Below are 26,370 nucleotides of genomic sequence, written 5' to 3'. Positions count from 1 at the left end.
GATCCGAGGCGATGTAGGCGGGGATGTAGGCGGCGGGGGTTTTATCCCCCGCCAGCCCTACTCCTTACTGGGGTGAGTAACGGGACTCGAACCCGCGACATCCGGCACCACAAGCCAGCGCTCTACCAGCTGAGCTATACCCACCATGTGCCCGCCGGAGCAGGCAACCATACGAGTCTATTACATGTTCGGAGTGAACTCGGACACCGTACGGGTGGCGATCTCCCGTGCGTCGTCGCTCGACGGGCCGGGCTCGTCGACGAAGACAGCCTCTCGGTAGTAGCGGAGTTCGCGGATCGACTCCAGGATGTCGGCCAGCGCTCGGTGCCCGCCGTCCTTCGCCGGTGCCTGGAAGAAGACGCGTGGGTACCACCGCCGCGAGAGCTCCTTGATGCTGGAGACGTCAACGTTCCGGTAGTGCAGCCACTGGTCGACCTGCGGCATGTACTTCGCGAGGAACATCCTGTCGGTACCGATCGTGTTGCCGGCGAGCGGCGCCTTGCGCTCGAGCGGAACGAAGCGCTTGATGTATGCGAGTGTCTGTTCCTCGGCCTCTTCGAGAGAGACCCCGTGCGGGATCTCCAGGATCAGGCCGGACGTCTCGTGCATCTTGGTCACGAAGTCATTCATGTGCTCGAGGGCTGCAGCGCCGGGGCGGATCACCACCTGAAAACCGGGATCGACGGGGTTGAGCTCGAAATCGGTGATGACGACAGCGATCTCCACGAGCTCATCGACCGCGAGATCGAGGCCCGTCATCTCGCAGTCGATCCAGACGAGACGATCGTTCTCGGACGCAGATACCATGCCGCCATCCTATCGACGGCCCCGACATCGCTTGGGAAGATGCCCTTCCTCGAGCATCGTCGGGTCCGCGATACTCTAGAAGCGTGCGCCTCCGTAGCTCAGGGGATAGAGCAGGAGCCTTCTAATCTCTTGGTCGCAGGTTCGAATCCTGCCGGGGGCACCTTCACCCGATCCGTGTCGGACGGGGCGCGAGCTCGTCGCGATGAGCCCATCGACCCGGTCGGGCGCGATACTCCTGCCTCAGCAGTAGCGAAGCGCGGCGACCGCGTCGTCCGCACGCCAGAACTCACCGATCACGCGAAAGACCCCGGTCGCGAGGTGCAGGCGCTCGGCGCGATATCGGATTCCGAGGGGATCGGCGACGATACGCAGGTGGCCGAGGACATGTTCTCGTCGGTCCTGCACGCGCCAAAGGTGATCCGCGGCGCGGACGAGGTGCTCGCGGGGAGAAGAGAGCCGGGGCGTCGCATAGGGGACGTCGGGGAGAGAGGTGGTCAAGCTTTCGGACATCGGAACTCCTTTCGTGATTCGAAGCTATGACCGACCACCGACATTCGCCTGTCCGTGGCGACACGCGCTGTGATCTGCCCTTTCTGCACCGCAAGGCGTTCATGAGCGCTGTCCACGCTTCGCGTGTTCCCGGTCGGTTGCCGGGTGCGGTGCAGGTCAGGCTGGGGCGATCCGGACGGGCTCCGCTCCGGTCGACGAAAGGACAGCACATGATCGACATGGTCACCATCGTGGGAAGAGTCGCCACGGATCCGACCCAGGGTCAGACCGGGGGAGGCGTGCCCGTCACGAACTTCCGTCTCGCGAGTACCCATCGTCGTTTCGACTCCGCCACGCAGGAGTGGACGGATTCCGGCACCAACTGGTTCTCGGTCGCCGCCTTCCGGAGCCTCGGCGAGAATGCGAAGGCATCGTTGCGAACCGGGGACAGTGTGATCGTCACCGGGCGGTTGAAGATCCGCAACTGGGAGAGCAACGGTAAGCACGGCACGAGCGTCGACATCGACGCCGACTCCATCGGGCATGACCTGCGATGGGGCACGACGGCATATCGACCGCAGTCCCGTCCGGCGGCGGCCGGGCCCTACGCGGCGCCGAGTGCCGAGGGGAACGGCCCGGACGAATCGCCGGAGGATGATCCCGAGTCGGAGCAGGTCCGGCATGATTCCGAGCCGCTGGACCTGTCGTGGGCTGCGCCCGCCTCGACCGCGGGCGCCATGTCCTGACGGGCGGCTCCGCGCTCGATTCAACTGGGTGGGGCGCCGGTGGCGTGCAGGGCCGGATTGCGGGGGAGACGTAGACTCGGCTTGTGCTTCGTCGTTCGGTCCTCACGTCGCCGCGCGCGGCCGGTGCCCTTGCGGCTTCGATCGCCGCGTTCCTGCTGCTCTCCGCCTGTGCGCCGACTCCCGGCCCGTCTGCATCGCCCACGGCTGTCGCGTCGCCGACTCCCGGGACGACGACTCCTGCGGAACCGACGCTCGTGCCCGACGGCACAGCCGAGGAGAACCTCCCGGTCTTCACCTCGGTCGCCGAGCGCGTCTGGGCAACGGATCAGCGGGGGGCCGGGCGAGCGTACATCGATGCTCTGGTCACGGCGGGATTCGATCGGAGCGCGATGCAGGTGACGCAGGATCAGTCGACGGTCGGCAACCCTGCGGAGAGCCTGCAGTTCTCCGTGCGCTGGGGTGACAGCGAATGTCTCGTCGGTCAGGTGGGTCCCTCCACGGGACGTGTCGTCACCGTCGTGATGCCGCAGCTCGCCGAGGGGCGCTGCCTGGTGGGCACCACACGTCCGATCGACTGGTGACGCGCCAAGGGCCGTTGGTACATCCGTCACGACCTATTCTTCACGCTGATCATCCATGGACGCGGTGATTGCGGACAGCGTGATGGCTCCGCAGCGCACCGACGTGCGAGGCTGACCTCGGACGCGCATGGAGTCCGGCAGACGGCGGAGCCCAGTCCGGGCGCCGGGGAATCGTCTGACTGCCGCCCCGGAGGTAGTCTTAGGTAGATTTCCGCACCGCTTCAGCAGTGCGATGGCAGGTTCGATTCTGATCAGCAAAGGTGTTTAAACGGTATGGCTGAGTACATCTACTCGATGGTGCGTGCGCGTAAGGCAGTGGGCGAGAAGCTCATCCTCGACGACGTCACGATGGCGTTCCTCCCCGGGGCGAAGATCGGCATGGTCGGCCCGAACGGCGCCGGAAAGTCGACGATCCTCAAGATCATGGCCGGTCTCGACACTCCGTCGAACGGCGAGGCGAAGCTCTCCCCGGGGTACACGGTCGGCATCCTGATGCAGGAGCCGGAGCTCGACGAGTCCAAGACGGTGATCGAGAACATCCAGGACGGCATCGCGATCAAGCCGAAGGTCGACCGGTTCAACGAGATCTCGCTGCTGATGGCCGAGCCCGACGCCGACTTCGACGCCCTCCTCGCCGAGATGGGCACACTGCAGGAGGAGATCGACGCGGCCGACGGCTGGGACCTCGACTCGCAGCTCGATCAGGCCATGGACGCTCTGCGCACGCCCCCGGCCGACGCCGCGATCGCACCGCTCTCCGGTGGTGAGAAGCGTCGTGTCGCCCTTGCGAAGCTGCTCCTGCAGAAGCCCGACCTCCTGCTCCTCGACGAGCCCACCAACCATCTCGACGCCGAGAGTGTGCTGTGGCTCGAGCAGCACCTCCAGGCCTACAAGGGGGCCGTGATCGCGATCACGCACGACCGGTACTTCCTCGACCACGTCGCCGAGTGGATCGCCGAAGTCGATCGCGGTCGTCTCATCGGCTACGAGGGCAACTACTCGACCTACCTGGAGAAGAAGGGCGAACGACTCGAGGTCCAGGGCAAGAAGGACGCCAAGCTGGCCAAGCGCCTCAAGGAGGAGCTGGAGTGGGTCCGTTCCAGCGCGAAGGGCCGCCAGACCAAATCGAAGGCGCGTCTCGCTCGCTACGAGGAGATGGCTTCGGAGGCGGAGCGGACCAGGAAGCTGGACTTCGACGAGATCCAGATCCCCGCGGGCCCGCGTCTGGGTGGCATCGTGATCGATGCCAAGAAGCTGCAGAAGGGCTTCGACGGTCGGGTACTGATCGACAACCTCAGCTTCAACCTCCCGCCGAACGGCATCGTCGGTGTGATCGGACCCAACGGCGTGGGTAAGACGACGCTCTTCAAGACGATCGTGGGTCTCGAGCCGCTCGACGGCGGCGATCTGAAGATCGGTGAGACGGTCAAGATCAGCTATGTCGACCAGTCGCGTTCCAACATCGATCCGAACAAGACGCTGTGGGAGGTCGTCTCCGACGGCTTGGACTACATCACCGTCGGCAAGACCGAGATCCCGTCCCGCGCTTACGTGTCGAAGTTCGGCTTCAAGGGCCCGGACCAGCAGAAGAAGGCCGGCGTGCTCTCCGGTGGTGAGCGCAACCGTCTGAACCTCGCGCTGACGCTCAAAGAGGGAGGCAACCTGTTGCTCCTCGATGAGCCGACAAACGACCTCGACGTCGAGACCCTGAGCTCGCTCGAGAACGCCCTGCTCGAGTTCCCCGGCTGTGCTGTGGTGATCACTCACGACCGGTGGTTCCTCGACCGGATCGCGACGCACATCCTCGCGTACGAGGGCACCGACGAGAAGCCCGGCCAGTGGTACTGGTTCGAGGGGAACTTCGAGGCGTACGAGGAGAACAAGATCGAGCGCCTCGGCCCCGACGCCGCGAAGCCGCACCGTTCGACGCACCGCAAGCTGACGCGCGACTGAGGCCGCGATGTCCGCTTCACCGGGGCCGCGTCTGCACATCCCGATCCACCTCCGCTGGGGTGATCTGGATGCGTTCAATCACGTCAACAACACCTCGATGCTGAAACTGCTCGAGGAGGCTCGCGTCAGAGCCTTCTGGCGTGCCGGCCCCGGTGAGGAGGCGCCGTCGACGGCGGTGCTCGACTCCGGCATCGACGAGGGAATCCTGACCCTCATCGCGCGACAGGAGATCGAGTACCTCGCGCCCGTGCCATATCAGCGACGCCCGCTCGAGGTGCAGATGTGGTTCGGCAAGCTCGGCGGCTCCAGCGTCGAAGTCTGCTACGAGGTCCACAACGACCCGACCGCAGAACCGCGACAGATCTACGCGCGATCGACGGCGATCATCGTGCTGGTCGACGCTCAGACCGGGCGCCCCACCCGACTCACTCAGGAGATGCGCGACGCCTGGGAGCCGTATGTGGGCGACTCGATCGAGTACTCCCACCGCTGACGTCGCGGCGGGTACCGGTGTGACCGAGCCCTAGGGCGACTCCTCGGGCACGCGGATCATGATCTCCTGTGCGACGCTCGCGACCAGCGCGCCGTCGCGCGTGTAGATCCGTCCGGTGGCGAGCCCCCGCCCGCCACGCGCATTCGGTGACTCCTGCACATAGAGCAGCCACTCGTCGACGCGCGCAGGTCGATGCCACCACATCGCGTGATCGAGGCTCGCGACTTTCAGCCCGGGGAGCGCCCAGTAGACGCCGTGTGCCCGCAGGATCGATTCCTGGATCGTCATGTCGCTGAGGTATGCGAGCGCGGCTCGGTGAAGTCGCTGGTCGTCAGGGAGAGGGGCGCGCAGTCGCATCCACACGGCTTGCCGGGGCACTTGTGCATCTTCGCTGGGCAGATACAGCGGTGAGTCGACGTGCCGCACATCGGCCGCTCGCTCACTGAGCATCCGGGTGGTGCCTTCGGGTAGCCCGTGGACCCGCTCCTCGTCCGGGGCGAGCTCATCCGGGCCGGGAATGCCCGCCGGCATCGGCTCGGCGTGCTCCACCCCGGGATCGGCGTCCTGGAACGAGGCGATCATCGAGAAGATCGGCACGCCGTTCTGGTAAGCCTGGGTCCGCCTGGTCGAGAACGATCGGCCGTCGTGGATCCGATCGACCGCGATGGTGATTCCCTGGCTCGCATCCCCGGGACGGAGGAAGTACCCGTGCATCGAATGCACCGCACGGTCCTCAGGGAGTGTCCGCTCCGCGGCGAGCAGAGCCTGGGCGAGCACCTGGCCCCCGTAGATGCGGCCGCTCGGCATCGGGTGCGAGGAGCCCGTGAAGATGTCCTCTGTGGTGCGAGCCTGAGCCGCATCGAGATCGAGGACCTCGAGAAGCCGTTCGACGGTCTGGATGGCGTGCTGCTCCGCGCTCATGTGTTCCTCTCTGCGACCCCGCATGCCGCACCGTTGGTAGTTTAGAACGCGTGACGCATCACCTCCTCCTCGCCGACCCCGACACCGCGAAGGACGTTCTGACCTTCGTCGGACGAGCGACCAGGATCACCGACGAAGGCGTGCGCCTGCAGTCGGCGAACGGTGTGCTCGCGCTCACCACCGCGGTACTCGCGCCGCAGGGTCTGTTCGACCAGACGCCGACCATCCTCGCGATGCGCATCGTGCATGCCGACCCCGAGCTCGAGTGCGACATCGTCGTCGATCGACTTTCGAAGACCGATGACGCCGATCGGCTCACGCTCCCGGAGACCGGTCTGTCCCCGGCATGGGCCGGCGTCGCCCCGCCTCGGAGCGCGTGGACGCCGGAGGCCGCGCTGGCGGCATCCGCGATCGCCCAGCGCGCGCAGTGGGGGATCTCGGCGGTCGCGCGGGGCGCCGGCCCCGGTTCGGGCGAGGAAGCGGTCCGCGCCCTCCGCGCCGCGATCTGGGGTGAACCCGATGAGGATCTCGGAGGGCTGCCTCGCGGCACGGCGTTCGCCGCCGACGCGATGGGGTTCATCTCCGGCGAGGAACAGGTCCAGCTTTCCCGTTCCGGCAGGTGGACGCGTCTCGCCTTCCATCGCGGTCATGTGCTGGTGCGCGGTCCCGTAGCCACCGGGCTGACGGGCGTCCGTTCCACCGGTTCCGCCGTCTAGTCATCGCGCGGATTTCCTCCGCTCTCAGCGCCCCAGGCCGTGTTCGTCAGCCCGCTGCTGCGGCCGCGCGGCCGGCGGTTCGCCCCGAGAACAGGCATCCGCCGAGGAAGGTCCCCTCGAGCGCGCGATAGCCGTGAACTCCACCGCCGCCGAAACCGCTCGCCTCACCTGCGGCGTAGAGTCCGGGGATCGGGTCTCCGTTCGCATCGAGGGCACGGCCTTCGAGGTCGGTGTTGATGCCGCCGAGCGACTTGCGCGTGAGGACGTGGAGTTTGACCGCCACTAGCGGCCCGGCGCTCGGGTCCTGCAGGCGATGTGGTGCTGCGGTGCGGATCAGCTTGTCGCCGCGATAACCACGCATGGAACGAAGCATGCCGATCTGCGCATCCTTCGTGAAGTCGTTGTCCATCTCTCGATCTCGGGCGACCACCTCGCGGCGGACGTTGTCGATGTCGAGGAACTCGCCGCCGGGGTGGCGCTGCATCTGCTCGAGCAGCGACTCGAGGTCGTTCTCGACGATGAAATCCTCACCTTCGTCGAGGAACGACTGCACCGGCCCGGTCGGTCCCTTGGCGAGTCGGGATTTCAGCAGGAGCTGAACATCTTTGCCGGTGAGGTCGGGGTTCTGTTCGCTGCCCGAGAGCGCGAACTCCTTCTCGACGATCTGCCGCGAGGTGACGAACCAGGAGTGATCGTGACCGGTCGTACGCAGGTGCGCGAGCGTTCCCAGCGTGTCGAACCCGGGGAACAGGGGTACCGGGAGGCGCTTGCCCGTCGCATCCAGCCAGAGCGACGACGGCCCGGGGAGGATGCGGATGCCGTGAGACGGCCACACCGGGTCCCAGTTCGTGATGCCCTCGACGTAGTGCCACATCCGGTCGCCATTGATGAACCGCGCACCGGCGGCCGCGCTGACGCTGTACATCGATCCGTCGACATAGGCCGGTACTCCTGTGAGCATGTGCTCGGGGGGAGTGCCGAGGCGTTCGGGCCATGCAGCCCGCACGAGGTTGTGGTTCCCCCCGATGCCGCCAGAGGAGACGATGGTCGCCCGGGCCGCGATCTCGAACTCGCCGATGATCTCGCGCGACGACACCGCACCACGCGATGCGCCCGACGAGGCGAGCACGTTTCCGCGCGCACCGGTGACCGCGCCGTCGGTCACCACGAGCTCGGAGACGCGGTGTCGCGGGAGGACCGTCAGACGTCCTTCCCGCTCGCCCTGCTCGATGGCGGCTGCGAAGGGTGCGACGATCCCCGGCCCGGTGCCCCAAGTGATATGGAATCGTGGAACCGAGTTGCCCGGTCCGATGGCGCCGTAGCCGCCGCGTTCCGCCCAGCCCACGACGGGGAAGAACCCGACGCCGCGCTCGCGCAGCCACGAGCGCTTCTCTCCGGCTGCGAACTGCAGGTAGGCCTCTGCCCAGCGCCTCGGCCATTCGTCTTCCGGCCGATCGAACCCGGCGTTGCCGAACCAGTCCTGAGTCGCGAGCTCGAGGGAGTCCTTGATCCCGAGCCGCCGCTGTTCAGGGGAGTCGATGAAGAAGAGCCCGCCGAACGACCACCAGGCCTGACCGCCGAGGTTCGTCCGCGGCTCCTGGTCCACCAGGACGACGCGACGGCCGGCGTCGAGAGCCTCGGACGCGGCGACGAGTCCGGCCAGCCCCCATCCGATCACCAGAACATCTGTGGACAGGGGCTTCGTCGTCATGAGCTCTCCGTTGATTCCTGACGTGATCGGGTCTCGAGCGTGGGGCGACCGCCGGGAGCGGCCCCGATCCCCGAAGGCTCGAATGTGTTCACCATGGCATACGCGGCGCGCTCCAGGTAGTCCCAGAGCGTCGCTTCGTGCAGAGGAGACAACTGCGCCTCGTCCACGGCTGTCCTCATGTGACGAAGCCAACGATCGCGCGCGTCGGCATCGATGTGGAACGGCATGTGCCGCATCCGCAGGCGGGGATGCCCGCGCGTGTCGCCATACGTCGTCGGGCCGCCCCAGTACTGCTCGAGGAACATGCGGAGCCGGTCTTCGGCGGGGCCGAGGTCTTCCTCCGGATACATCGGCTTCATCACGGGATCGAGGGCGACCTCGCGGTAGAACACCGACACGATCTTCGTGAACGTGTCGTGTCCACCGATCTCGTCGTAGAACGTCACTTCTGGGGACTCCCGTCATCCGTGGGCTTCTTGCGGCGCCAGATTCCACGGTCAGGGATCACCGGCACGCCGGTCACCGCGTTGGGTCGCGTCCGGGGAGGATTAGCGCCGCGGACCCGGCGGGCGCCATCGAGCCCTGTCGGCACGACATCGACCATGCGCGGCACGCTGATCTCCTTCTCGAGGAGTGCGGCGCGCAGGCGGCGGCGCAGCTCCTGCGCCACGTCGTCCTTCGCGTTGGCACGTGCTTTGATCACGATGCGGACGACGAGGGCATCGCCGTCGATCGACTCCAGCCCCCAGAGCTCCGGTTTCTCGATGATGCGCGTGCGCCACTTGGGATCCTTCGCCAGCCCCTGTGCGGTCTCGAGCATGATGTGCTCGACCTGCTCGAGGTCGGAGTCGGCCGGGACGCCGAGGTCGATGATCGACCGCGCCCATCCCTGCGACATGTTGCCGATTCGGGTGACCTCGCCGTTTCGCACATACCAGAGGGTGCCGTTGACGTCGCGCACCTGGGTGATCCGAACGCTGACGTACTCGACGACACCGCTCGCGAGCCCGAGGTCGACGACGTCGCCGATTCCGATCTGATCCTCGGCCACCAGGAACATGCCGTTGAGCACGTCCTTGACGATGTTCTGCGCGCCGAACCCGAGACCGGCCCCGACCGCAGCCGTGAGGAGGGTCAGCGACCCCAACAGGCTCTGGTCGAGGGCGTTCACGATGAGCACGATCGCGATGACCACGAGCATCACGTTCACGATGTTCTGCAGGATCGTGCCGAGGGTGCGGGTCCGTTGCACCAGACGCATGTCGGCGAGGGGTGAGCGCTCCAAGGCCTGGGTGTCGTCGACCGACGCCTTGCTCTTCGCGCTGTCGACGATGCGGTGCACGACCCGACGGATGACCAGGCGCAGGATGAGCCCGATCACGACACAGCTAGCGATGATGATCGCGACGGTGAGCGCCTTCATGCCGACCTGGCTCAGCCAGGCGAGCAGGTTCGTCGCCCAGTCGGGGAGTGGGGTCTCCGCGGGAGGATCATTGACATCGAAGGGGAGCATCATCAGTCACGATCCTAGCGAGCGGGTCTCTGTGCAGGCTGGGCGGATCCGCCGTGCGAAAACGGAGACCATCCACGTCCGCTGCGTCGCGTCCGCGCGGGACACTCCGAGAGCGAGGTGGGTGGTCTCCGTTTCGAGAGCCGGTGGCGGCTGAGGCGGAGCGCTCAGTCCTCCGCGTCGCGTGCCTGTGCGGCGAGTGCGCGCTCGACGTCCGCGAGGTTCTCGAGCACCAGGCGTCGAAGCGCCGGCGCAGCATCCTGGTTGGCCGCCAGCCACGAGCGCGTCGCGTCACGAAGCGCCCCGTCGGCGAGAGCCGTCGGGAAGAGCCCGACGATCAGGTACTGAGCGATCTGGTAGGTGCGCGACTCCCAGATGGGGAGCAGCATGTCGAAGTAGGCGGGGACGAACTCGCCCAGTACGGCGGCGCCGGCAGGATGCGTGAAACCGAGCGCGGCGGAGCGAACGATCGTGTTGGGGGCATCGTCGCGCTCGATGAGCGAAGCCCAGGCCGCTTTCTTGGACGCCGAGTCGGGCAGAGACGCCCGCGCCTGCGCGGCGAATTCCCCGCCCTTGGCGGTGTTGTCCGCCGCCAGAGCGGCATCGATCGCCGCGGCATCGGTGGCGCCGATGGTCGCGAGACCCACGAGCAGCTGCCAGTTCAGGTCTGCGTCGATCTCCAGACCGTGAAGCGTGTCCTCACCGGAGCGCAGACGGCCCACGATTCCCGCGTGCTCCGGAGTCACCAGGGCATTCGCGAAGGCGGTGACGAACTGCAGCTGGCTGTCGCTGCCCGGCTCGGCCGACTCCGCCAGGCTCCACAATCCGTCGGCGACCTTGAGTCGAGCGGTCTCTCGCTCAGCCGGGGCGACGTAGAGCGTGGCGGCCGTCCGCAGCTGAGCGAGCGTGGTGCGCACGGTCGTCGACTCGGTCTCCCGGCCGATGTTCCCCAGCACGAGGTCGATGTAGGCGGAAGCCGCCGTCTCCGCATCCCGCGTCTGATCCCACGCGGCACCCCACACGAGCGAGCGGGCGAGCGGATCGTGGATGTCGGCCAGGTGAGCGATCGCGGTGGCGAGCGACTTCTCGTCGAGGCGGATCTTCGCGTAGGCGAGGTCCTCATCGTTGAGCAGCACGAGGTCGGGGCGGGCGATGCCCTGCAGCTCCGGCACCTCGGTGCGGTCGCCGTCGACGTCGACCTCGAGGTAGTGCGTGCGGGTGAGTGCACCGTCGGTCAGCGTGTAGAAGCCGATGCCCAGTCGGTGCGGTCGGATGGTGGGGTAGTCCGCCGGGGCCGTCTGCGTGATGGCGAAGCGCGAGATCGTGCCGTCGTGGTCCTCCGCGATGACCGGCTCGAGCGTGTTGACGCCTGCCGTCTCCAGCCACTTCTTCGACCATGTGCTCAGGTCGCGACCGCTGGTGGCCTCGAGCTCCGAAAGCAGGTCACTGAGTTCGGTGTTGCCCCAGGAGTGCTTCTGGAAGTACTGCGACACACCGGCGAAGAACGCCTCGATGCCGACCCAGGCGGCCAGCTGCTTCAGGACCGATCCGCCCTTGGCGTAGGTGATGCCGTCGAAGTTGACCTGCACGTCTTCCAGGTCGTTGATCTCCGCGACGATCGGGTGGGTCGAGGGGAGCTGGTCCTGTCGATAGGCCCAGGTCTTCTCCATGGCGTTGAACGTCGTCCACGCCTCGGTCCACTCGGTGGCTTCGGCGGTGGCGATGGTCGACGCCCATTCGGCGAACGACTCGTTCAGCCAGAGATCGTTCCACCACTTCATCGTGACGAGGTCGCCGAACCACATGTGTGCGAGCTCATGCAGGATCGTCACGACGCGGCGCTCCTTGACGGCGTCGGTGACCTTGCTGCGGAAGACATAGGTCTCGGTGAAGGTGACGGCTCCTGCGTTCTCCATCGCTCCCGCGTTGAACTCCGGGACGAAGAGCTGGTCGTACTTGGCGAACGGGTACGGAACCCCGAACTTCGACTCGTAGTAGGCGAAACCCTCGCGGGTCTTGTCGAAGATGTAGTCGGCATCGAGGTGCTGCCACAGGCTCTTGCGTCCGTAGACGCCGAGGGGGATCACGCGGCCCGAGGCGCTGGTGAGCTCCGAGAACGTGGACTCGTAGGGTCCGGCGACGAGCGCGGTGATGTACGAGGAGATGCGTGGGGTCGGCTCGAAGCCCCAGGTCGCCGTCGTGTCGTCGTCATGCACGATGGGCTCGGGCGTGGGGGAGTTGGAGATGACCTTCCATGCCGCCGGCGCCGTCACGGTGAACTGGAACGTCGCCTTGAGATCGGGCTGCTCGAACACCGCGAACACGCGACGTGAGTCCGGGACCTCGAACTGCGAGTAGAGGTAGACCTCTTCGTCGACCGGGTCGACGAAACGGTGGAGGCCCTCGCCCGTGTTCGTGTAGAGGCAGTCGGCATCGACGACCAGCACGTTCTCCGCCTGCAGCCCGCTGAGCGCGATGCGAGAGTCGGCGAAGACCTCGTTCGGATCGAGCTGCTCGCCGTTGAGGGAGATCTCACGCACGTCCCGGGCGATCAGGTCGATGAAGGTGAAGCTCTCCGGAGTCGCGGTGAAGCGCACCACGCTCCGGGAGCCGAAGATCTCGGCACCCTTGGTCAGATCGAGGGCGACTTCATAGGACTGAGTGTCGATGACGTCGCGGCGCTCCTGCGCTTCGATGCGGGTGAGGTTCTCTCCAGGCACAGCTTTACTCCCAGGGGTGAGGGGATGTCACCGGGGTCGGCGCAGTTGGCGCCGACGGCAACCATGACAGCCTACGCCAGTGCGGGAGCTGGCCCCTCGCATCGCACTCGGGAGGGCGGCGGCATAGAAACGGCGCTGCACGGACGCCTTTGCTCCGCCGAGGTGAAAGGATGGAGGGGTGACTGCGATCGAGCCGAATGCCGTTCCCTTTGCCTCGCCTGCTGCCGCCGGTGGTGCACCCTTCGTGACCACGCCGGTCGCCTATGACGCGATCCTCCTCGCGGGCTTCGGGGGGCCCGAGGGTCAGGAAGATGTCATCCCGTTCCTGCGCAACGTGACCCGCGGTCGAGGAATCCCCGACGAACGGCTCGAGGAGGTCGCGCACCACTACCGGCATTTCGGCGGGGTGAGTCCGATCAACGGACAGAACCGCGTGCTCAAGGAAGCCCTCGAGAACGCCCTCGCCGCACGCGGCATCACGCTCCCCGTCTACTGGGGCAACCGCAACTGGGCTCCGTATCTCGAAGAGGTCGTGACCGAGGCCTCGACCAATGGTCACAACACGCTGCTGGCCTTCGCCACCAGCGCCTACAGTTCGTTCTCCAGCTGCCGTCAGTACCGCGAGGACTTCGCTCGCATCCTGGAGGAGACCGGGCTCGGGGAGACCGTGACGATCGACAAGATCCGGCCTTTCTACGACCACCCCGGTTTCGTGGAGGCGTTCGAGACGGGAGTCCGTGAGGCTGTCCAAGGCTTCCTGGCCGACGGCATCGTGGCGGCGGACATCCAGATCCTCTTCTCCACCCACAGCATCCCGACGGCCGACGCGGAGCGCTCCGGCGCGCGAGACATCGACTGGGGAGAGGGAGGCGCGTACGCCGCTCAGCATCTCGCCGTGGCTGCCTGGGTCATGGATCGGGTTCGCCAGACGGTTCCCGCAGCGGCCGACGTCTCGTGGGAGCTCGTCTACCAGTCCCGGTCCGGCCCCGCCTCGCAGCCGTGGCTCGAGCCCGACGTGTGCGACGTGATCGGTGAACTGCCCGACCGCGGACGCAAGGCAGTGGCGGTCGTCCCCGTCGGTTTCATGAGCGATCACATGGAGGTCCTGTGGGACCTCGACACCGAGGCCGCGGAGGCCGCGGAAGAGGCCGGACTCGCCTTCACGCGAACCCCCACGCCCGGTGTCTCACCGGCATTCGTCGACGGCATCGTCGACCTGATCCAGGAACGTCTCCAAGGTCGCCCCAACGAGGAGCGTGCCCATGTCACGACGCTCCCCGGCGGCTTCGACGTCTGCCGACCCGGGTGCTGTGAGAACATCCGTGCGGGGTTCAAGCCCGCCGCCGCCGGCATCGCCCCATGACCTCGGAGCCGATCCGCGCCGCTTCTAGGATGGGAGTCATGCGCATCCACATCGCCACCGACCATGCAGGACTCGACTTCTCCACGCAGTTGCAAGAGCACCTGCGCGCTGCGGGGCATGAGGTCGTCGATCATGGCCCGATCGAGTACGACGCGGTCGACGACTACCCGGCGTTCTGCATCCGCGCGGCGCAGGCGGTCATCGCCGACCAGCGCGACGGTGTCGAGGCCCTCGGTGTGGTCTTCGGCGGTTCGGGGAACGGTGAGCAGATCGCCGCGAACAAGGTTGCGGGGGTGCGGGCCGCTCTGGTCTGGAACCTGTCGACGGCCGAGCTCGCCCGCGAGCACAACGACGCGAACGTCATCTCGATCGGCGCGAGGCAGCACACCTTCGACGAGGTGACCTCGTTCATCGACCGGTTCATCCAGACACCGTTCTCGGGTGATGAACGCCATGTGCGGCGGATCGGGCAGATCGCGGACTTCGAGCGCGACGGGTCCCTGCTACCGGATCCGCGGGGCTGACATGCCCGAGGGCCATTCCGTTCACCGGATCGCACGACAGTTCGATCGCAACTTCGTGGGCAAGACCCTGAGCGCGTCCAGTCCACAGGGACGGTTCGCCGAGGGAGCCGCGGTTCTCGACGGACGTGCGGCGGTGAGTGTGCAGGCCGTCGGCAAGCAGATGTTCCTCGAGACGGAGGGCGACCTCTGGCTGCGGGTGCACCTCGGTCTCTACGGTGCCTGGGACTTCGCCGGTGAGATCATCGTCGATCCGACGATAGCCTCCGCCAATGGGCGGATGGGGCAGACGAATCAGCGCGGCACCGTCCTCGACGACCCCATCCTGGATGATGCCGGCGAGAACTCCCTCGCGTCCATCGGGGCACCACGCCGCACGAGGGTGCACGTCCGCATGTCGGAGCAGACGAAGGGCCTCGCCGATGAGGGGCTCGAATGGCCGCCTCCGGTCGTGGGACAGGTTCGTCTGCGCCTCATGACCGACATCACCGCCGCCGACCTACGTGGCCCGACGGCATGCGTGCTCCAGACGCCGGAGGAGATGCTGGCGACGGTCGCGAAGCTCGGGCCCGACCCGCTGGTCGGGGACCCGGTCGAGAATGAGGAGCGGTTCGTCCGGGCGGTCGGGAAGAAGTCGACGGTCATCGCCTTGCTTCTCATGGACCAGTCCGTCGTCAGCGGGATCGGGAACGTATACCGCGCCGAGATGCTCTATCGGCAGCGGTTGAACCCGCATACTCCGGGTCGAGACGTTCCGGAAGAGGTCGTGCGCGCGCTCTGGCACGATTGGGTGCGACTGCTGGCGATCGGCGTCGAGACCGGCCAGATGATGACGATGGACGGTCTCACGGGCGAGGACTACCGCGCCGCGATGGCGAACCGCGACGACCGGCACTGGGTGTATCACCGGGCGGGGCTCCCGTGCCGGGTCTGTGGCACGGAGATCGCCCTCGAGGAGATCGGCGCTCGCAAGCTGTACTGGTGCCCGCGCTGTCAGGCGTGACCGGACTGTGCACCCCCGCATCCGTTCTAGGCTGATCGCATGCGACAGAATCCGAGCTTCACGCTCGCCGACGAGGCCGAGATCCGCCGGGTGATCGAGATGAGCCCCTGGGCGACGATCATGAGCGCCGGTGATGACGGTCTCGTCGCTTCGCACTACGCGGTGCTTCTGGACGAGACACGCGACGACCTCACCATCGTCGGGCACGTCGGCCGCCCGGACGACCTCATCCACGGTATCGGGGAGCACGAGCTCCTCGTCGTGTTCCAGGGGCCGCACGGCTACGTGTCGCCCGGCTGGTACGGCGACGTGCAGGCGGTGCCGACGTGGAACTACACCGCCGTGCACCTCGCCGGTGTGCCGGAGATCCTCTCCGACGAAGAGAACCTGGTGGTACTGGATCAGCTCGTCGCACGATTCGAGTCGCGGATGCCGGAGCCGAAGCTGATGTGGGAACGACCGAACGATGCCGCTTTCGTCCAGCGACTCGCTGCCGGCACAGTGGGGTTCCGGCTGACGCCCACCCGTGTGGTCGCGAAGCGCAAGCTCAGCCAGAACAAGTCGGTCGAGACGATCGAGACGGTGATCAGCGCCCTCCGGTCGGACGGTCCGTATTCGAACCCGGCTCTCGCGGAAGAGATGCGACGTGCCCAGGATGCCAGGACCGGAGGGCGGCGATGACAGATGGCGACGCGGTGATCGGCACGATCAGGGCTACGAGGATCGTCGGCCCCGGTCGTGAGTTCCTGATCGACGATGAGCCCGTCGACATCCACATCGCCGACGGGCTCATCGCCGATATCGCCCCCACCGGAGCGCTTCCCTCGCGTGGGGAGGTGCTCGATGTCGAAGGAGCGTGGGCCGTCCCCGGGCTCTGGGACAACCACGTCCACACCGTCCAGTGGGCGCTGACCGCGGAGCGCGCTCCGTTGGGTCACGCGGTCTCCGCGGCGGCTGCGGCGCACGCGATGAGCGGTGTCGTCCCCTTGCCGGACGGGCGCCGCGTCGGCACCGGGTTCCGTGATGCTCTCTGGCCGGATCGGCCGACCCTCGAGCTTCTGGACGCTGCCACCGGTGCGGTCCCCACTTACCTGATCAACGCGGATGTGCACAGCGTCTGGCTGAACTCTGCAGCGCTTGCGCGTGAGGGTTTCCGAAGCGACGACGGCCTGCTCCGTGAGACGGATGCCTTCGAGATCTCGCGTCGATTGAATGCAGTCGACGCCGCGCACGGCGACAGCGCGATGCGGCGAGCCGGCGAGCAGGCGGCCGCACGGGGTGTCACGGGTGTCGTCGACTTCGACATGGCCTGGGGTGCCGATGCATGGCCGCGCCGGATCCGGGATGGCTTCGCCGCGCATCGCGTGGAGTTCGCCGTGTATCCGTTCGATCTCGATCGGGCGATCGCCGCAGGGCTCCGCACCGGCGAGCCGCATGAGGAGCCTGATGCGCCCGCAGCGGGCCGCGGTCTCGTCCACATGGGACCGCTGAAGGTGATCACCGATGGGTCTCTGGGCACGAGGACGGCCGCGTGCTCGCACCCCTACCCGCACGATCCTGACAACTTCGGCATGCTGACGGTGCCCTCCGACGAGCTCGTCGACCTGCTGACACGAGCGGCAGGCGCGGGGTTGGCGGTGGCCGTGCATGCGATCGGCGACCGTGCCGTGACGTCGGCACTGGACGCCTTCACCACAACCGGGGCTGTGGGCTCGATCGAGCATGTGCAGCTCGTGCGGCACGCGGATCTGGCGCGCTTCGGACGCCTCGGGGTCGTCGCGAGCGTCCAGCCACAGCATGCCGTCGACGACCGTGAGCTCGTGGACCGGCTGTGGAGTGGGCAGACCGCGATCGGCTATCCGTTGGCTTCGCTGCGCGATGCGGGGGCCGAGATGCGCTTCGGTTCCGACGCGCCCGTCGCCCCCCTCGATCCATGGCAGGCCATCTCCGCGGCGGTGTCGCGGACGGAGGACGATCGGGCACCCTGGCATCCCGAAGAGCGGATCACGATCGGTCAGGCGCTCGAGGCGAGCGTGCGCACCTCGCTGCGACCGGGAGAGCCCGCCGACATCGTCGTGTGTGGCGCGGACCCCCTCGTGGCGAGCGGGGAGACGCTGCGCGGGATGCCGGTCTGGGCCACGTTGCTCGCCGGGCGCCGCACCCACGCGGGTTCGTAGTCCGCTCCATCACGCAGTAAGGCCGGTCCTCCGATGACGGAGAACCGGCCCTTCTGCGGTGGATGATCAGGCGGCGATGTGCGAGACGAGGAACCAGCGGTCCTTCTCGAGGCCGCGCTGAATCTCGATCGCGACGTCCTGGCTGGTGAGGTCGACCTCGTCGAGCCCCTCGACGGCAGCCTTGACATCGACCAGGATCGCGTCGATGTCGGCGATCACGGCGCGGATCAGCTCGTCCGACTGGGTGAAGCCCGCGGGGACGGTGGTCGCGCCGGCCTTCTCAGCCACGGCGCTGACACGGGCGTCGATCGGCAGGCCGAGGGCGACGATCCGCTCGGCGGCAGTGTCGGCGAAGTCGCCGGCATGCGCGACGATCGTGTCGAGAAGCTCGTGGACGCCGACGAAGTTGGCGCCGCGCACGTGCCAGTGCGCCTGCTTGCCGTTGACGGTGAGCGCCTGGAGGCCGAGCACGACAGGGGAGAGGAACTGGGCCGCCCCTGCAGCCACGGTCGGGTCGATGGCGGTGGTGGAAACGGTCTGTGCCTTGCTCATCTTCTGCTCCTCCGGAGGGAAATCGCGTATCTGATGTATGCAACGCTACTCAGGCTGAGACATTCCGCAAGCAAGCTGAGGCTGGGCTCACTTCCGCATGATTCCGCGGGCATTCGGGTAGCCTCGCCTCATGAGCATCGCTGCCGGAGCTTCCGTCCTCGCCCTGCCGAACAGCGTCCCGTCGATCGCTGACACGGCGTTCGTCGCGGAGGGCGCCCGCATCATCGGAAACGTCTCGCTCGCGGCCGGCGCCAGCGTCTGGTACAACGCCGTGCTCCGCGGCGACTCTGCAGGAATCTCCATCGGCCCGGACTCCAACGTGCAGGACAACGTCTCGGTGCACGTGGATTCCGACCACCCCGTATCGGTCGGCGCAAAGGTGTCCATCGGCCACAACGCGGTCGTGCACGGTTGCACGGTCGGCGACGGCACGCTCATCGGCATGGGCGCCGTGATACTCAGCGGAGCGAGGATCGGTGCCGGGTGTCTGATCGCCGGGGGTGCGGTCGTGCTCGGCGAGGCGGAGATCCCGGCTGGTTCGCTGGTGGCCGGGGTCCCCGCGAAGGTGCGTCGGGGGCTCAGCGACGAGGAGCGAGAGGGTCTGATCGCCAATGCCGATATCTACCTCGTGCACTCGCGGAACCACTCCGCGGCTACCCGGGCGTGACCGTCTCGGCCGCTAGGCTGAGAGACGTAAGGGGCGGTGGCCAAGCTGGTTAAGGCAGTGGGCTCATAACCCAACGATCGCGGGTTCAAGTCCCGCCCGCCCTACGCTTCACCTTCAGCGATTCGTGCGTCGCCACGCGTGAGGAACAGACGGCAGGTGTGACTCGTGACGAACGGCTCGAGAAGTTTCACCTCGAGCGGGCCGTCACTGTGGCGGAGAACGTCCCTCACCAGCTGAGCATGTACACCGCAGACGAGCTCCTGATCCGCGACGAGCAGGTCGTGATACTGACACGGGGTGAGGTCGAATCGTAGGGCCCTCTCGTCGACGACCGGGTTCAGGCCGGCATCATCGAGATGCTCGTAGAGCACATCGACCTGACGCAGCGCATCGGCCTCGAGCTCGTGCGGGGTCTCGCACGACATCGCCCGCAGCATGCGCCCCCGCGAGATAGCCCCCGCGACGCGAGCGCGCGCCACGGCGCTCGATGCGGTGTCGTGAACCGGGTGAAACACCACTGGCGGACGGCCACGCTTGCCCAGGACCAGAGTCTCACTGCAGATCAGCCCTTCGTCCTCGAGCACCCGCACATGATCACGCACGGTGTTGAGGGGTATTCCGCATTGCTCCGCCAACTCACCTGCTGAGCGTCCGGGGGTCTGCTGGATGGCGTGGAGCAATTGGAGCCGACGGGGTTGTGTCAGCCCGCGGAAGTCATGGGCGCGGCGGGGCATGTGGCGAGAGTAGACGGGGAGACGACCGTCGGTCTCACGTTCGACCGGAAATAAACCGGTAGAACGGAATGCGATGTCCGCGACGACTCGAGATGGTGGAACAACCATCACGATGAGGGGCGGAAAGCCATGAGACTCACATCAGAATCCGAGGCGATCGTCCGAGCGACCGCGGGGGTCGTCGCAGGGCATGCCGACGAGATCACCACTCTCTTCTACCGCGAGATGTTCGCCGTGCATCCGGAGTTGCTCCGAGTGTTCAACCGGGCGAATCAGGCGATCGGAGAGCAGCCGAAGGCCCTTGCGGCATCGATCGTCGCATTCGCCGTGCAGCTGATCGACCCCGAGGCACCCGACTTCGCACCGGTGATGCGTCGAATCGCGCACAAACATGTCTCGCTGGGCATCAAGGCGCGCCAATACACGATCGTCGGCCATCACCTCCTCGATGCGGTCGGAACCGTACTTGGCGACGCCGTCACGCCGGAGATCAGGGCCGCATGGGACGAGGTCTACTGGCTCTTCGGATGCTCGCTGATCGCGGAAGAGGCGAAGCTCTATGCCCTCGGCGGCACCGATCCCGATCACCCCTGGCGGAAGCATCGAGTGGTGGAACGGGTCGAGGAATCGGCTGACGTCGTGTCGCTCCTCCTCGCTCCGGTCTCCGGAGATGTCGCGACCCACCGCGCGGGGCAGTACGTGGCCATCGCCGTCGATCTACCGGATGGATCGCGCCAGCCGCGCCAGTACACGATCTCGTCCGGTCTCCGCAGCGACTCGCTGCGCGTGACGATCAAGCGTGTGCGAGCAAACGGGCGCACGCCTGACGGCCAGGTCTCGACATGGTTGCACGAGAACGCACATCCGGGAACGCTGCTCGACGTGTCGCAACCTGCCGGCGATGTCGTCGTCGACCACGATGAGACTCCGCTCGTCCTGGTATCCGCCGGTATCGGCATCACCCCGGTCGCCGCGATCGTCGAAGACCTCTCGCGCCACTCCCCGGCGCGCACCGTGCGCCTGTTCCATGCCGATCGCTCGCACGACACTCACGTGCTCTACGCGTCGTTGCGCAGGCAGGTGCTGGCGATGGAAGACGCCCGTGCGCAGAACTGGTATCGAGACGATGCGGGATCGGCGCCGACTCTTCGACCCGCGTTGTCGGGGCGCATGGACCTCGCCGCCGTCGAGCTGCCGGACGATGCGGACGTCTTCATGTGTGGGCCCTTGGACTTCATGCGTACATGTCGATCCACACTCCTGGCGCGCGGCGTCCCGCCGGAGCGGATCTCCTACGAGGTGTTCGGACCAGATCTCTGGGCGCAACAGCCGACTGTCGAAGCGGCCTGATCGCCGCACCGGGATATCGTGCGACCCGGACAGAGGCCGCTGTCAAGCCCCTCCCTGGCGCCCTCCTCAGGCGACATTCTTCCCACGTGCGGCATAGCGTCGCAGAACGGGAGGCACCATGAGCATCGGCAGCGGAATCGCGCTCTTCGTGATCGGGGCGATCCTCGTCTTCGCGGTGAACGTCGACATCCAATGGGTCGACCTCGACATGGTCGGGTACATCCTGATGGGCGCCGGCGTCGTCATCTTCCTCATCGGCATCGTGCTGCTCGCGCGTCGCCGCAGGACGGAGACGGTCTCGCGAACGTTCGTCGACCCGGCCACGGGCGAACCCACGACTCGTCGCTCCGTCAGCTCCAGCGGTGACGACGCGGTGTGAGGACTGCGGATGGCGTCCGACGATCGCGGTCGTCGGACGCCATCACTCCGCGGGGCTGCTCTCGAGATGCTCCTCGATGAGTGTGATGCCTCCGCTGGAGCTAGCCGAGTGCGCGAGTTCCTCGATCCACTTCCGGCTCAAGTCCGGCGATTCCGGTTCCTGAAAGACGAACCGGAGAGGGATCGACGGGTGCAGCCAGAGCGTCGAGCGCCCGGGAGCATCGCCTTCGGGATGCCGCCATGAGAGCGTGAAGCTCTCGTTGCGTCGTAGCTTGGTGGCGATAACGACTTTCAGATGCGCGAGCGCGCGATCGTCGATCTGGATCGGAGTCTGCGTGTCGCCGTAGTACAGGCTCCCCATCAGCGAACGAACATAGCGATGGGATGGGCGGCACCGGTCATGCGACTCCTCGACAGTGTGGCCACGGACCGAGGGAGTCCGGGTACTCGAACTCTAGCCATGGACTTCAGCTCGCACTGTGCCGGCGTCGCGACACGCCGCAGAATGCGAACAGACTCTTCGCCGGGTGTCACGCCGGGATCAGCGACGGCGGTGTGCCGAAGGCCTGCTGGTATGCAGTGGTGAAGCGTGACGAGTGGCTGAAACCCCAGCGGCGCGCGACATCGCCGACCGAGCGCCCGTTGCCGTTCTGGAGGTCTCTGCGGGCGCCCTCGAGTCGTGCCCGGCGGAGGGCCTCGGTGGGAGTGATGTCGAGAGCTCGCCGGAACGCGTACTGGAGCCCTCTCGTGGAGATGTAGGCGGCAGCTGCGACATCGTCGATCGTGATCGGCAGGTGCGCGTTCTCGTCGATGTAGGCAAGCGCCCGGCGGACCGCCACCGGAGCTCCCGCCCGCTGGGCGGGGCGGCGCAGAGCCTCGGTGAAGCTCGTGGGGAACGCGGAGAGGGTCATCATCAGGGCATGGCGTTCGAGTTCGGCGGCGATCAGCGGGTCGGAGCCCGAGAGGGCGAGTGCCTGGTCGACATACGCGAACATCGTCTCCCAGCGCCGCGCGTCGGCGGCCGAGTGCGGCGCGAGCCCGGTCGTGCGCAACTTCAGGCCGTCATCGCCGGTCAACTGTCGTGCCCGCTCTTCGGCTGCGGGTCGGTCGAAGACGAGGGCGCGGATGTCGGCCGATCGGTCCCACTTCGCCTCCACTCGGGTGCCGTCGGAGATCCACGGTGCGCCCGGAGTGAGGCTGTGGCGCGCGGACCAGACCCGAGCATCCGGAGCGTCGACACGGCACACGAGGATCTGGTCGAGTGGCTCGGCCGTCGAATGCACCTGCGCCGCTAGTCGGTAGTTGACGAGCGTGACGCTGCGAAGCTCTTCGGACCGCCAGTCGAACCGGAAGCGCCGAGGGTCTGCATCCTGAAGCGCTGCAGAGGGAACGAACTGCTGCCACGTGGACTCGACCTGCTCGATGTCGGTGGACGTGAACTGCATGGGTGCTCCTTGTTCCTCGCACCGCGATCCCACTCGGCGGTGCCTGACAGGAGCGTAGCCCAGTGTGTCGACCGGCCGCGCATCAGCTGATCGGCAGCTTTTCGGCTCCGTCACCGGGCGGCGGTTCGAGCCGATCGCACGGGCCAGCTGCCGTCGATCGATTCCTCCGGATCGAGTCGGCCGATGCTCACGAAGTACTCCGTGAGGCTGGCCGCCTGCGAGCGCGCCCAGCCGATCTGATTCGTGTGCAGCTCTGCCGGGGTCTCGGGGAGGGAGAAGCGACGAGCGAGGGCTTGCGCCACACGACCGGCGGCGATCGCATCCGCGGACGCCTCATGCGCGCCGTCGAGCACGACCGCGTAGTGGGCGGCTACCACTTCGAGCGTGCGTCGCCCGCGGCGGTATCGGTCGTACGCCTTGTCGATCACCAGAGGGTCGATGATGGGGGAAGGGGCGGTCAGAGGGACGATTCCATGTCGGGCGGCCTCGTGCGCGAGCAGCGAGAAGTCGTACGCGGCGTTGTACGCGACCACCGGCACATTCTGCTCCAGCAGCGACCGTAGGGCCGCCGTGACCTCAGCGACGACTTCGGGCGACGGTCGCCCCTCCGCCCGCGCGTGTTCCGTGGTGATGCCGTGCACCGCACTGGCGCCATCCGGGATCGGGATGCCCGGATCGGCGAGCCAGGAGCGGGCGGCGATCTCGCGTCCTGCGGCATCGAGGACACCGACGTACGCGGTGACCACCCGATCGGACTCGACATCGACGCCGGTCGTCTCCAGGTCGAACACCCCGACACGGGTGAGCCACGCAGGGAGCGGGGGACCGGATGGCATGCCTTCACGCTATGCGCGGGCGCAGACATCCAGGGGAAGGCGCACGGCGACTCGTAGACTCGGAGCATGACCGTGCCTTCCCCCTATGCGGACCGCCTTCATCGACTCCCCGTGCAGCGCCACGCGGTAGAGGTGCGTGGAGCGACCACGGCGTACTGGGTCTACGGGCCTGAGAAGGCGGAGACGACGGTGATCGCTGTGCACGGCTTCCGCGGTGATCATCACGGGCTCGAACCAGTGTTGGCGTACCTCCCCGAGGTGCGTGTGGTCGCGCCTGATCTTCCCGGGTTCGGGGAATCAGCGCCTCTGCCCGGGCGCAGACACGACCTGGACGAGTATGCCGGTTGGCTTGACGACTTCGCAGCAGCGGTCGCCCCCGGCGCCATCATCCTGGGGCACTCCTTCGGATCCATCGTGACGGCGGCGGCGGTCGCCCGGGGACTGCGGACTCCGCGCCTGATCCTGCTGAACCCGATCGGGGCTCCGGCGCTGGAGGGACCGAAGGGTCTCATGACGCGCTTGGCCGTTTTCTACTACGCTCTCGGTGCCCGACTTCCGGAGAGACTCGGAACCGCGCTGCTGCGCAACCGCATCATCGTCCGCGTGATGAGCATCACGATGGCCAAGACCAGGGATCCCGCGCTCCGTCGTTTCATCCACGACCAGCACGACACATATTTCTCGCGATTCTCGGACCGGGATGTGCTCCGGGACGCCTTCATCGCGAGCGTCTCTCACGACGTCCGCGAATTCGCCCGCGAGATCGATGTTCCGACCCTGCTCGTCGCTGCAGAGCGTGACGACATCACCCCGATCGAGGCAGAACGCAGGCTGGCGGCGCTGTTCCCCGACGCGACACTTGTGGAGATCGCCGAGGTGGGGCATCTCATCCACTACGAGACGCCGGCAGAGGCGGCGGGCGCCGTTCGTCGGTTCCTCAGGATTCCCGTCGGGCGAGGCCGATAAGGCCTGCGACCCGGAACGGGATGACCTCGCCCATCGCGAGCGAGGTCTCCGTGCGCTCGACGCCTTCGATCGAGAGGATGCGGGCGTCGGTGTCGAAGAGGTGGCGTGCGTCCCTGCACGCGACACGAGCGAGCAGGTCGATCGAGCCGCTCAAGCCGTGCGCCTGTACGACTTCAGGGATCCGCGCGAGCTCGTTGATGATACGCGGCAGTTCGGTCTGGCGTACGCCGATGCTCACGAACGCCTGCAGGGGGAAGCCCAGGACGTCCGGCGAGAACGATCGCTCGTAGGAGAGGAAGATGCCGCTCTGCTCGAGGCGTGTCATCCGCGCCTGGATCGTGTTGCGGGACAGCCCGAGATTCTCCGCCAGCGCGACGATGGTGATCCTCGGATCATCGGCGAGGGCGGCGAGAAGCTCGAGATCGATGCGGTCGAGTCCTGGCATAGTGCCAAACCCTAGCAGTCGGACTTGGCGTCAAGTTGAGCAACATGCTCAAGCCTCGCAAGAATGCTTGAGCGAGGTGTTCAGTGGACGTACCCTCAGAGCATGCCGGTGATGACGCCGGCGTCAACGCGCGGAGCCTCACGAGGGCCGCCGACGAGGAGGACGACGATGTCACCGCAGATCACCCCCATCGCAGACACCGCCCAGGATCTCGAACTCTCCGAACGCATCCTGGCTCCTGACGGGAGCCGTGTGTCGAACCCTCGACTGGATCCCTTCGTCGCCGACGTGGATGCTGCGCAGCTGCGGTCGCTGCTGCGCGACATGATCATCCTGCGCCGCATCGATGCCGAGGGCGTCGCGTTGCAACGCCAGGGACAGCTGGGCCTCTGGGCGCCGTGCCAGGGGCAAGAGGCGACGCAGATCGGGACCGCGCGGGCACTCGCTCCTGAGGACTACGTGTTCCCCAGCTACCGGGAGACCGGGGTCATCTACGCACGCGGCGCTCAGCCCGGCGACTACGTGCGCATGTGGCGAGGAGAAGAGGGCGCGGCCTACGACCCTGCAGCGCTGGGCGTCGCGCCTCTGCAGATCATCATCGGCGCACAGACGCTGCACGCGGTGGGATACGCCCTGGGCATCCAGCGCGACGGTGCGGACGAGGTCGCGGTGACCTATTTCGGCGACGGAGCGACCAGCCAGGGCGACGTCAACGAGGCGATGATCTTCGCGGCGTCGTACCAGGCGCCGGTGGTCTTCGTGTGCCAGAACAACCATTGGGCGATCTCCGAGCCGGTCGCCGTGCAATCGCAGTTCCCGATCGCGGGTCGGGCTCCGGGATTCGGCATCCCGAGCCTCCGTGTCGACGGGAACGACGTGCTCGCATGCATGGCCGCCATGCGCTGGGCGTTGCAGCATGCACGCTCCGGCAAGGGCCCCGCCTACATCGAAGCCGTGACCTATCGCATGGGGCCGCACACCACGGCGGACGACCCGACGCGCTACCGCGACGCGGAGGAGCTCGAGTCCTGGCGACGACGCGATCCGATCGCACGACTGGAGGCGCACCTCCGGGCCAGCGGTGACCTCACCGACGAGCACGTCGCCGAGACTCAGGCCGCCGCCGACGCGGTCGCGAAGGAGATGCGTGCTGCGTGCCTCGGAATGGTCACGCGTCCGCCGCTCGCGGTCTTCGACGGTGTCTACGCCGAACCCCACACGGGCCTCGAGCGTCAGCGCGGCGAGTATGCGGCGTACCTCGCCTCCTTCGAGAGCGAGGCGTGAAC

General features: G+C 67.0%; 28 protein-coding genes and 3 tRNA genes. 17 read left to right on the top strand and 14 right to left on the bottom strand.

All coding sequences use genetic code 11. The features are described from left to right. Window positions 1-68 precede the first annotated feature (68 nt). A tRNA-His gene (locus ACIOTO_RS16355) sits at window positions 69-144 on the bottom strand. Window positions 145-180: 36 nt separating this feature from the next. Then, complete coding sequence (gene orn, locus ACIOTO_RS16350; protein ID WP_105709888.1) at window positions 181-807, bottom strand: oligoribonuclease; 627 nt, start codon at window positions 805-807, stop codon at window positions 181-183. Between the two features lie 87 nt (window positions 808-894). Between orn and ACIOTO_RS16345 the strand changes: the two genes are divergently transcribed. Then, window positions 895-967: transfer RNA gene (locus ACIOTO_RS16345), tRNA-Arg, on the top strand. Between the two features lie 80 nt (window positions 968-1,047). Here ACIOTO_RS16345 and ACIOTO_RS16340 read toward each other — a convergent pair. Next, window positions 1,048-1,317, bottom strand: coding sequence for a hypothetical protein (locus ACIOTO_RS16340; RefSeq protein ID WP_105709889.1), 270 nt, complete (start codon window positions 1,315-1,317; stop codon window positions 1,048-1,050). Between the two features lie 209 nt (window positions 1,318-1,526). Between ACIOTO_RS16340 and ACIOTO_RS16335 the strand changes: the two genes are divergently transcribed. From ACIOTO_RS16335 to ACIOTO_RS16320, 4 genes are all read left to right on the top strand, one after another. Next, entirely contained in the window at window positions 1,527-2,042 is a 516-nt protein-coding gene (locus tag ACIOTO_RS16335) for a single-stranded DNA-binding protein (protein WP_105709890.1), read from the top strand. Between the two features lie 83 nt (window positions 2,043-2,125). Then, complete coding sequence (locus ACIOTO_RS16330; protein WP_400858583.1) at window positions 2,126-2,623, top strand: DUF6993 domain-containing protein; 498 nt, start codon at window positions 2,126-2,128, stop codon at window positions 2,621-2,623. 273 nt (window positions 2,624-2,896) lie between these two features. Continuing rightward, window positions 2,897-4,576, top strand: a complete 1,680-nt coding sequence (gene ettA, locus ACIOTO_RS16325; protein WP_029263449.1) for an energy-dependent translational throttle protein EttA — start codon at window positions 2,897-2,899, stop codon at window positions 4,574-4,576. Window positions 4,577-4,583: 7 nt separating this feature from the next. Continuing rightward, a complete protein-coding gene (locus tag ACIOTO_RS16320) occupies window positions 4,584-5,069 on the top strand; it encodes a thioesterase family protein (RefSeq protein ID WP_029263448.1) in 486 nt (161 codons plus the stop codon). Between the two features lie 30 nt (window positions 5,070-5,099). On the opposite strand, the gene ACIOTO_RS16315 is transcribed toward ACIOTO_RS16320, so the two are convergent. Then, complete coding sequence (locus ACIOTO_RS16315; RefSeq protein WP_262000902.1) at window positions 5,100-5,990, bottom strand: acyl-CoA thioesterase II; 891 nt, start codon at window positions 5,988-5,990, stop codon at window positions 5,100-5,102. A 50-nt stretch (window positions 5,991-6,040) separates the two neighbouring features. Here ACIOTO_RS16315 and ACIOTO_RS16310 point away from each other — a divergent pair, with 50 nt between their 5' ends. Further along, entirely contained in the window at window positions 6,041-6,706 is a 666-nt protein-coding gene (locus tag ACIOTO_RS16310; RefSeq protein ID WP_400858582.1) for a hypothetical protein, read from the top strand. 46 nt (window positions 6,707-6,752) lie between these two features. Here ACIOTO_RS16310 and ACIOTO_RS16305 read toward each other — a convergent pair whose 3' ends face one another. From ACIOTO_RS16305 to pepN, 4 genes are all read right to left on the bottom strand, one after another. Further along, on the bottom strand, window positions 6,753-8,417 hold the full coding sequence (locus tag ACIOTO_RS16305; protein WP_400858581.1) for an FAD-binding dehydrogenase: 1,665 nt from the start codon (window positions 8,415-8,417) through the stop codon (window positions 6,753-6,755). Then, complete coding sequence (locus ACIOTO_RS16300; protein WP_029263444.1) at window positions 8,414-8,863, bottom strand: globin; 450 nt, start codon at window positions 8,861-8,863, stop codon at window positions 8,414-8,416. The genes ACIOTO_RS16305 and ACIOTO_RS16300 overlap by 4 nt, the downstream gene beginning before the upstream one ends. Next, window positions 8,860-9,933 carry a mechanosensitive ion channel family protein gene (locus ACIOTO_RS16295; protein WP_029263443.1) on the bottom strand — a complete coding sequence of 358 codons (1,074 nt, stop codon included), beginning with the start codon at window positions 9,931-9,933 and terminating at the stop codon, window positions 8,860-8,862. Before ACIOTO_RS16295 ends, ACIOTO_RS16300 begins: the two co-directional genes overlap by 4 nt. Before the next feature lie 161 nt (window positions 9,934-10,094). Then, window positions 10,095-12,647: an aminopeptidase N gene (pepN, locus tag ACIOTO_RS16290; protein ID WP_400858580.1), complete on the bottom strand. Its 2,553-nt coding sequence runs from the start codon at window positions 12,645-12,647 to the stop codon at window positions 10,095-10,097. Between the two features lie 178 nt (window positions 12,648-12,825). Between pepN and ACIOTO_RS16285 the strand changes: the two genes are divergently transcribed. Genes ACIOTO_RS16285 through ACIOTO_RS16265 form a run of 5 tightly spaced genes read left to right on the top strand, consistent with a single transcriptional unit; the run spans window position 12,826 to window position 17,711 of the window. Further along, window positions 12,826-14,010, top strand: coding sequence for a ferrochelatase (locus ACIOTO_RS16285; RefSeq protein WP_372466853.1), 1,185 nt, complete (start codon window positions 12,826-12,828; stop codon window positions 14,008-14,010). Window positions 14,011-14,048: 38 nt separating this feature from the next. Further along, window positions 14,049-14,534: a ribose-5-phosphate isomerase gene (locus ACIOTO_RS16280; RefSeq protein WP_400858579.1), complete on the top strand. Its 486-nt coding sequence runs from the start codon at window positions 14,049-14,051 to the stop codon at window positions 14,532-14,534. Between the two features lies 1 nt (window position 14,535). Then, the gene (locus tag ACIOTO_RS16275) at window positions 14,536-15,534 is read left to right on the top strand and encodes an Fpg/Nei family DNA glycosylase (protein WP_262000907.1); all 999 of its coding nucleotides are present in this window, start codon (window positions 14,536-14,538) and stop codon (window positions 15,532-15,534) included. Window positions 15,535-15,573: 39 nt separating this feature from the next. Continuing rightward, on the top strand, window positions 15,574-16,215 hold the full coding sequence (locus ACIOTO_RS16270) for an FMN-binding negative transcriptional regulator (RefSeq protein ID WP_400858578.1): 642 nt from the start codon (window positions 15,574-15,576) through the stop codon (window positions 16,213-16,215). Beyond that, complete coding sequence (locus ACIOTO_RS16265; RefSeq protein WP_372466848.1) at window positions 16,212-17,711, top strand: amidohydrolase; 1,500 nt, start codon at window positions 16,212-16,214, stop codon at window positions 17,709-17,711. Before ACIOTO_RS16270 ends, ACIOTO_RS16265 begins: the two co-directional genes overlap by 4 nt. A gap of 66 nt (window positions 17,712-17,777) precedes the next feature. On the opposite strand, the gene ACIOTO_RS16260 is transcribed toward ACIOTO_RS16265, so the two are convergent. Next, a complete protein-coding gene (locus ACIOTO_RS16260) occupies window positions 17,778-18,263 on the bottom strand; it encodes a Dps family protein (protein ID WP_029263436.1) in 486 nt (161 codons plus the stop codon). A gap of 130 nt (window positions 18,264-18,393) precedes the next feature. On the opposite strand from ACIOTO_RS16260, the gene ACIOTO_RS16255 reads away from it, so the two are divergent. Both ACIOTO_RS16255 and ACIOTO_RS16250 read left to right on the top strand, forming a co-directional pair. Further along, window positions 18,394-18,930: a gamma carbonic anhydrase family protein gene (locus ACIOTO_RS16255; RefSeq protein ID WP_400858577.1), complete on the top strand. Its 537-nt coding sequence runs from the start codon at window positions 18,394-18,396 to the stop codon at window positions 18,928-18,930. 30 nt (window positions 18,931-18,960) lie between these two features. After that, window positions 18,961-19,034, top strand: a tRNA-Ile gene (locus ACIOTO_RS16250). On the opposite strand, the gene ACIOTO_RS16245 is transcribed toward ACIOTO_RS16250, so the two are convergent. Further along, on the bottom strand, window positions 19,032-19,664 hold the full coding sequence (locus ACIOTO_RS16245; protein ID WP_181156196.1) for a helix-turn-helix domain-containing protein: 633 nt from the start codon (window positions 19,662-19,664) through the stop codon (window positions 19,032-19,034). The two genes, ACIOTO_RS16250 and ACIOTO_RS16245, sit on opposite strands and share 3 nt — an antisense overlap. A 129-nt stretch (window positions 19,665-19,793) precedes the next feature. Between ACIOTO_RS16245 and ACIOTO_RS16240 the strand changes: the two genes are divergently transcribed. Further along, complete coding sequence (locus ACIOTO_RS16240) at window positions 19,794-21,014, top strand: globin domain-containing protein (RefSeq protein ID WP_400858576.1); 1,221 nt, start codon at window positions 19,794-19,796, stop codon at window positions 21,012-21,014. Between the two features lie 118 nt (window positions 21,015-21,132). Continuing rightward, window positions 21,133-21,393, top strand: coding sequence for a DUF6458 family protein (locus tag ACIOTO_RS16235; RefSeq protein ID WP_029263432.1), 261 nt, complete (start codon window positions 21,133-21,135; stop codon window positions 21,391-21,393). Window positions 21,394-21,435: 42 nt separating this feature from the next. On the opposite strand, the gene ACIOTO_RS16230 is transcribed toward ACIOTO_RS16235, so the two are convergent. The 3 genes from ACIOTO_RS16230 to ACIOTO_RS16220 form a co-directional block, all read right to left on the bottom strand. Continuing rightward, window positions 21,436-21,753, bottom strand: a complete 318-nt coding sequence (locus ACIOTO_RS16230) for a hypothetical protein (RefSeq protein WP_029263431.1) — start codon at window positions 21,751-21,753, stop codon at window positions 21,436-21,438. A 169-nt stretch (window positions 21,754-21,922) separates the two neighbouring features. Next, window positions 21,923-22,837, bottom strand: a complete 915-nt coding sequence (locus ACIOTO_RS16225) for a helix-turn-helix transcriptional regulator (RefSeq protein WP_400858575.1) — start codon at window positions 22,835-22,837, stop codon at window positions 21,923-21,925. Window positions 22,838-22,947: 110 nt separating this feature from the next. Further along, window positions 22,948-23,673 carry a 3'-5' exonuclease gene (locus ACIOTO_RS16220; protein ID WP_105709904.1) on the bottom strand — a complete coding sequence of 242 codons (726 nt, stop codon included), beginning with the start codon at window positions 23,671-23,673 and terminating at the stop codon, window positions 22,948-22,950. Between the two features lie 66 nt (window positions 23,674-23,739). On the opposite strand from ACIOTO_RS16220, the gene ACIOTO_RS16215 reads away from it, so the two are divergent. Continuing rightward, on the top strand, window positions 23,740-24,639 hold the full coding sequence (locus ACIOTO_RS16215; RefSeq protein ID WP_105709905.1) for an alpha/beta fold hydrolase: 900 nt from the start codon (window positions 23,740-23,742) through the stop codon (window positions 24,637-24,639). Here ACIOTO_RS16215 and ACIOTO_RS16210 read toward each other — a convergent pair. Next, window positions 24,611-25,084 (bottom strand): Lrp/AsnC family transcriptional regulator, encoded by a 474-nt coding sequence (locus tag ACIOTO_RS16210; RefSeq protein WP_029263426.1) that lies wholly within the window; start codon window positions 25,082-25,084, stop codon window positions 24,611-24,613. The genes ACIOTO_RS16215 and ACIOTO_RS16210 overlap by 29 nt on opposite strands. Window positions 25,085-25,252: 168 nt before the next feature. Here ACIOTO_RS16210 and pdhA point away from each other — a divergent pair, with 168 nt between their 5' ends. Then, window positions 25,253-26,368 carry a pyruvate dehydrogenase (acetyl-transferring) E1 component subunit alpha gene (gene pdhA, locus ACIOTO_RS16205; protein ID WP_400858574.1) on the top strand — a complete coding sequence of 372 codons (1,116 nt, stop codon included), beginning with the start codon at window positions 25,253-25,255 and terminating at the stop codon, window positions 26,366-26,368. Window positions 26,369-26,370: the final 2 nt, after the last annotated feature.

The sequence above is a fragment of the Microbacterium sp. NPDC087592 genome, assembly GCF_044743585.1.
Classification (GTDB): Bacteria; Actinomycetota; Actinomycetes; order Actinomycetales; family Microbacteriaceae; genus Microbacterium.
This window is presented reverse-complemented; position numbering and strand designations above follow the sequence as displayed.

What these genes read in the sequence shown, in the direction of transcription:
- orn (WP_105709888.1), bottom strand. Translation starts at nt 807, where the DNA reads ATGGTATCTGCGTCCGAGAACGATCGTCTCGTCTGGATCGACTGCGAG.
- ACIOTO_RS16340 (WP_105709889.1), bottom strand. Translation starts at nt 1,317, where the DNA reads ATGTCCGAAAGCTTGACCACCTCTCTCCCCGACGTCCCCTATGCGACG.
- ACIOTO_RS16335 (WP_105709890.1), top strand. Translation starts at nt 1,527, where the DNA reads ATGATCGACATGGTCACCATCGTGGGAAGAGTCGCCACGGATCCGACC.
- ettA (WP_029263449.1), top strand. Translation starts at nt 2,897, where the DNA reads ATGGCTGAGTACATCTACTCGATGGTGCGTGCGCGTAAGGCAGTGGGC.
- ACIOTO_RS16320 (WP_029263448.1), top strand. Translation starts at nt 4,584, where the DNA reads ATGTCCGCTTCACCGGGGCCGCGTCTGCACATCCCGATCCACCTCCGC.
- ACIOTO_RS16315 (WP_262000902.1), bottom strand. Translation starts at nt 5,990, where the DNA reads ATGAGCGCGGAGCAGCACGCCATCCAGACCGTCGAACGGCTTCTCGAG.
- ACIOTO_RS16305 (WP_400858581.1), bottom strand. Translation starts at nt 8,417, where the DNA reads ATGACGACGAAGCCCCTGTCCACAGATGTTCTGGTGATCGGATGGGGG.
- ACIOTO_RS16295 (WP_029263443.1), bottom strand. Translation starts at nt 9,933, where the DNA reads ATGATGCTCCCCTTCGATGTCAATGATCCTCCCGCGGAGACCCCACTC.
- ACIOTO_RS16280 (WP_400858579.1), top strand. Translation starts at nt 14,049, where the DNA reads ATGCGCATCCACATCGCCACCGACCATGCAGGACTCGACTTCTCCACG.
- ACIOTO_RS16275 (WP_262000907.1), top strand. Translation starts at nt 14,536, where the DNA reads ATGCCCGAGGGCCATTCCGTTCACCGGATCGCACGACAGTTCGATCGC.
- ACIOTO_RS16270 (WP_400858578.1), top strand. Translation starts at nt 15,574, where the DNA reads ATGCGACAGAATCCGAGCTTCACGCTCGCCGACGAGGCCGAGATCCGC.
- ACIOTO_RS16265 (WP_372466848.1), top strand. Translation starts at nt 16,212, where the DNA reads ATGACAGATGGCGACGCGGTGATCGGCACGATCAGGGCTACGAGGATC.
- ACIOTO_RS16260 (WP_029263436.1), bottom strand. Translation starts at nt 18,263, where the DNA reads ATGAGCAAGGCACAGACCGTTTCCACCACCGCCATCGACCCGACCGTG.
- ACIOTO_RS16255 (WP_400858577.1), top strand. Translation starts at nt 18,394, where the DNA reads ATGAGCATCGCTGCCGGAGCTTCCGTCCTCGCCCTGCCGAACAGCGTC.
- ACIOTO_RS16245 (WP_181156196.1), bottom strand. Translation starts at nt 19,664, where the DNA reads ATGCCCCGCCGCGCCCATGACTTCCGCGGGCTGACACAACCCCGTCGG.
- ACIOTO_RS16240 (WP_400858576.1), top strand. Translation starts at nt 19,794, where the DNA reads ATGAGACTCACATCAGAATCCGAGGCGATCGTCCGAGCGACCGCGGGG.
- ACIOTO_RS16235 (WP_029263432.1), top strand. Translation starts at nt 21,133, where the DNA reads ATGAGCATCGGCAGCGGAATCGCGCTCTTCGTGATCGGGGCGATCCTC.
- ACIOTO_RS16230 (WP_029263431.1), bottom strand. Translation starts at nt 21,753, where the DNA reads ATGGGGAGCCTGTACTACGGCGACACGCAGACTCCGATCCAGATCGAC.
- ACIOTO_RS16225 (WP_400858575.1), bottom strand. Translation starts at nt 22,837, where the DNA reads ATGCAGTTCACGTCCACCGACATCGAGCAGGTCGAGTCCACGTGGCAG.
- ACIOTO_RS16220 (WP_105709904.1), bottom strand. Translation starts at nt 23,673, where the DNA reads ATGCCATCCGGTCCCCCGCTCCCTGCGTGGCTCACCCGTGTCGGGGTG.
- ACIOTO_RS16215 (WP_105709905.1), top strand. Translation starts at nt 23,740, where the DNA reads ATGACCGTGCCTTCCCCCTATGCGGACCGCCTTCATCGACTCCCCGTG.
- ACIOTO_RS16210 (WP_029263426.1), bottom strand. Translation starts at nt 25,084, where the DNA reads ATGCCAGGACTCGACCGCATCGATCTCGAGCTTCTCGCCGCCCTCGCC.
- pdhA (WP_400858574.1), top strand. Translation starts at nt 25,253, where the DNA reads ATGTCACCGCAGATCACCCCCATCGCAGACACCGCCCAGGATCTCGAA.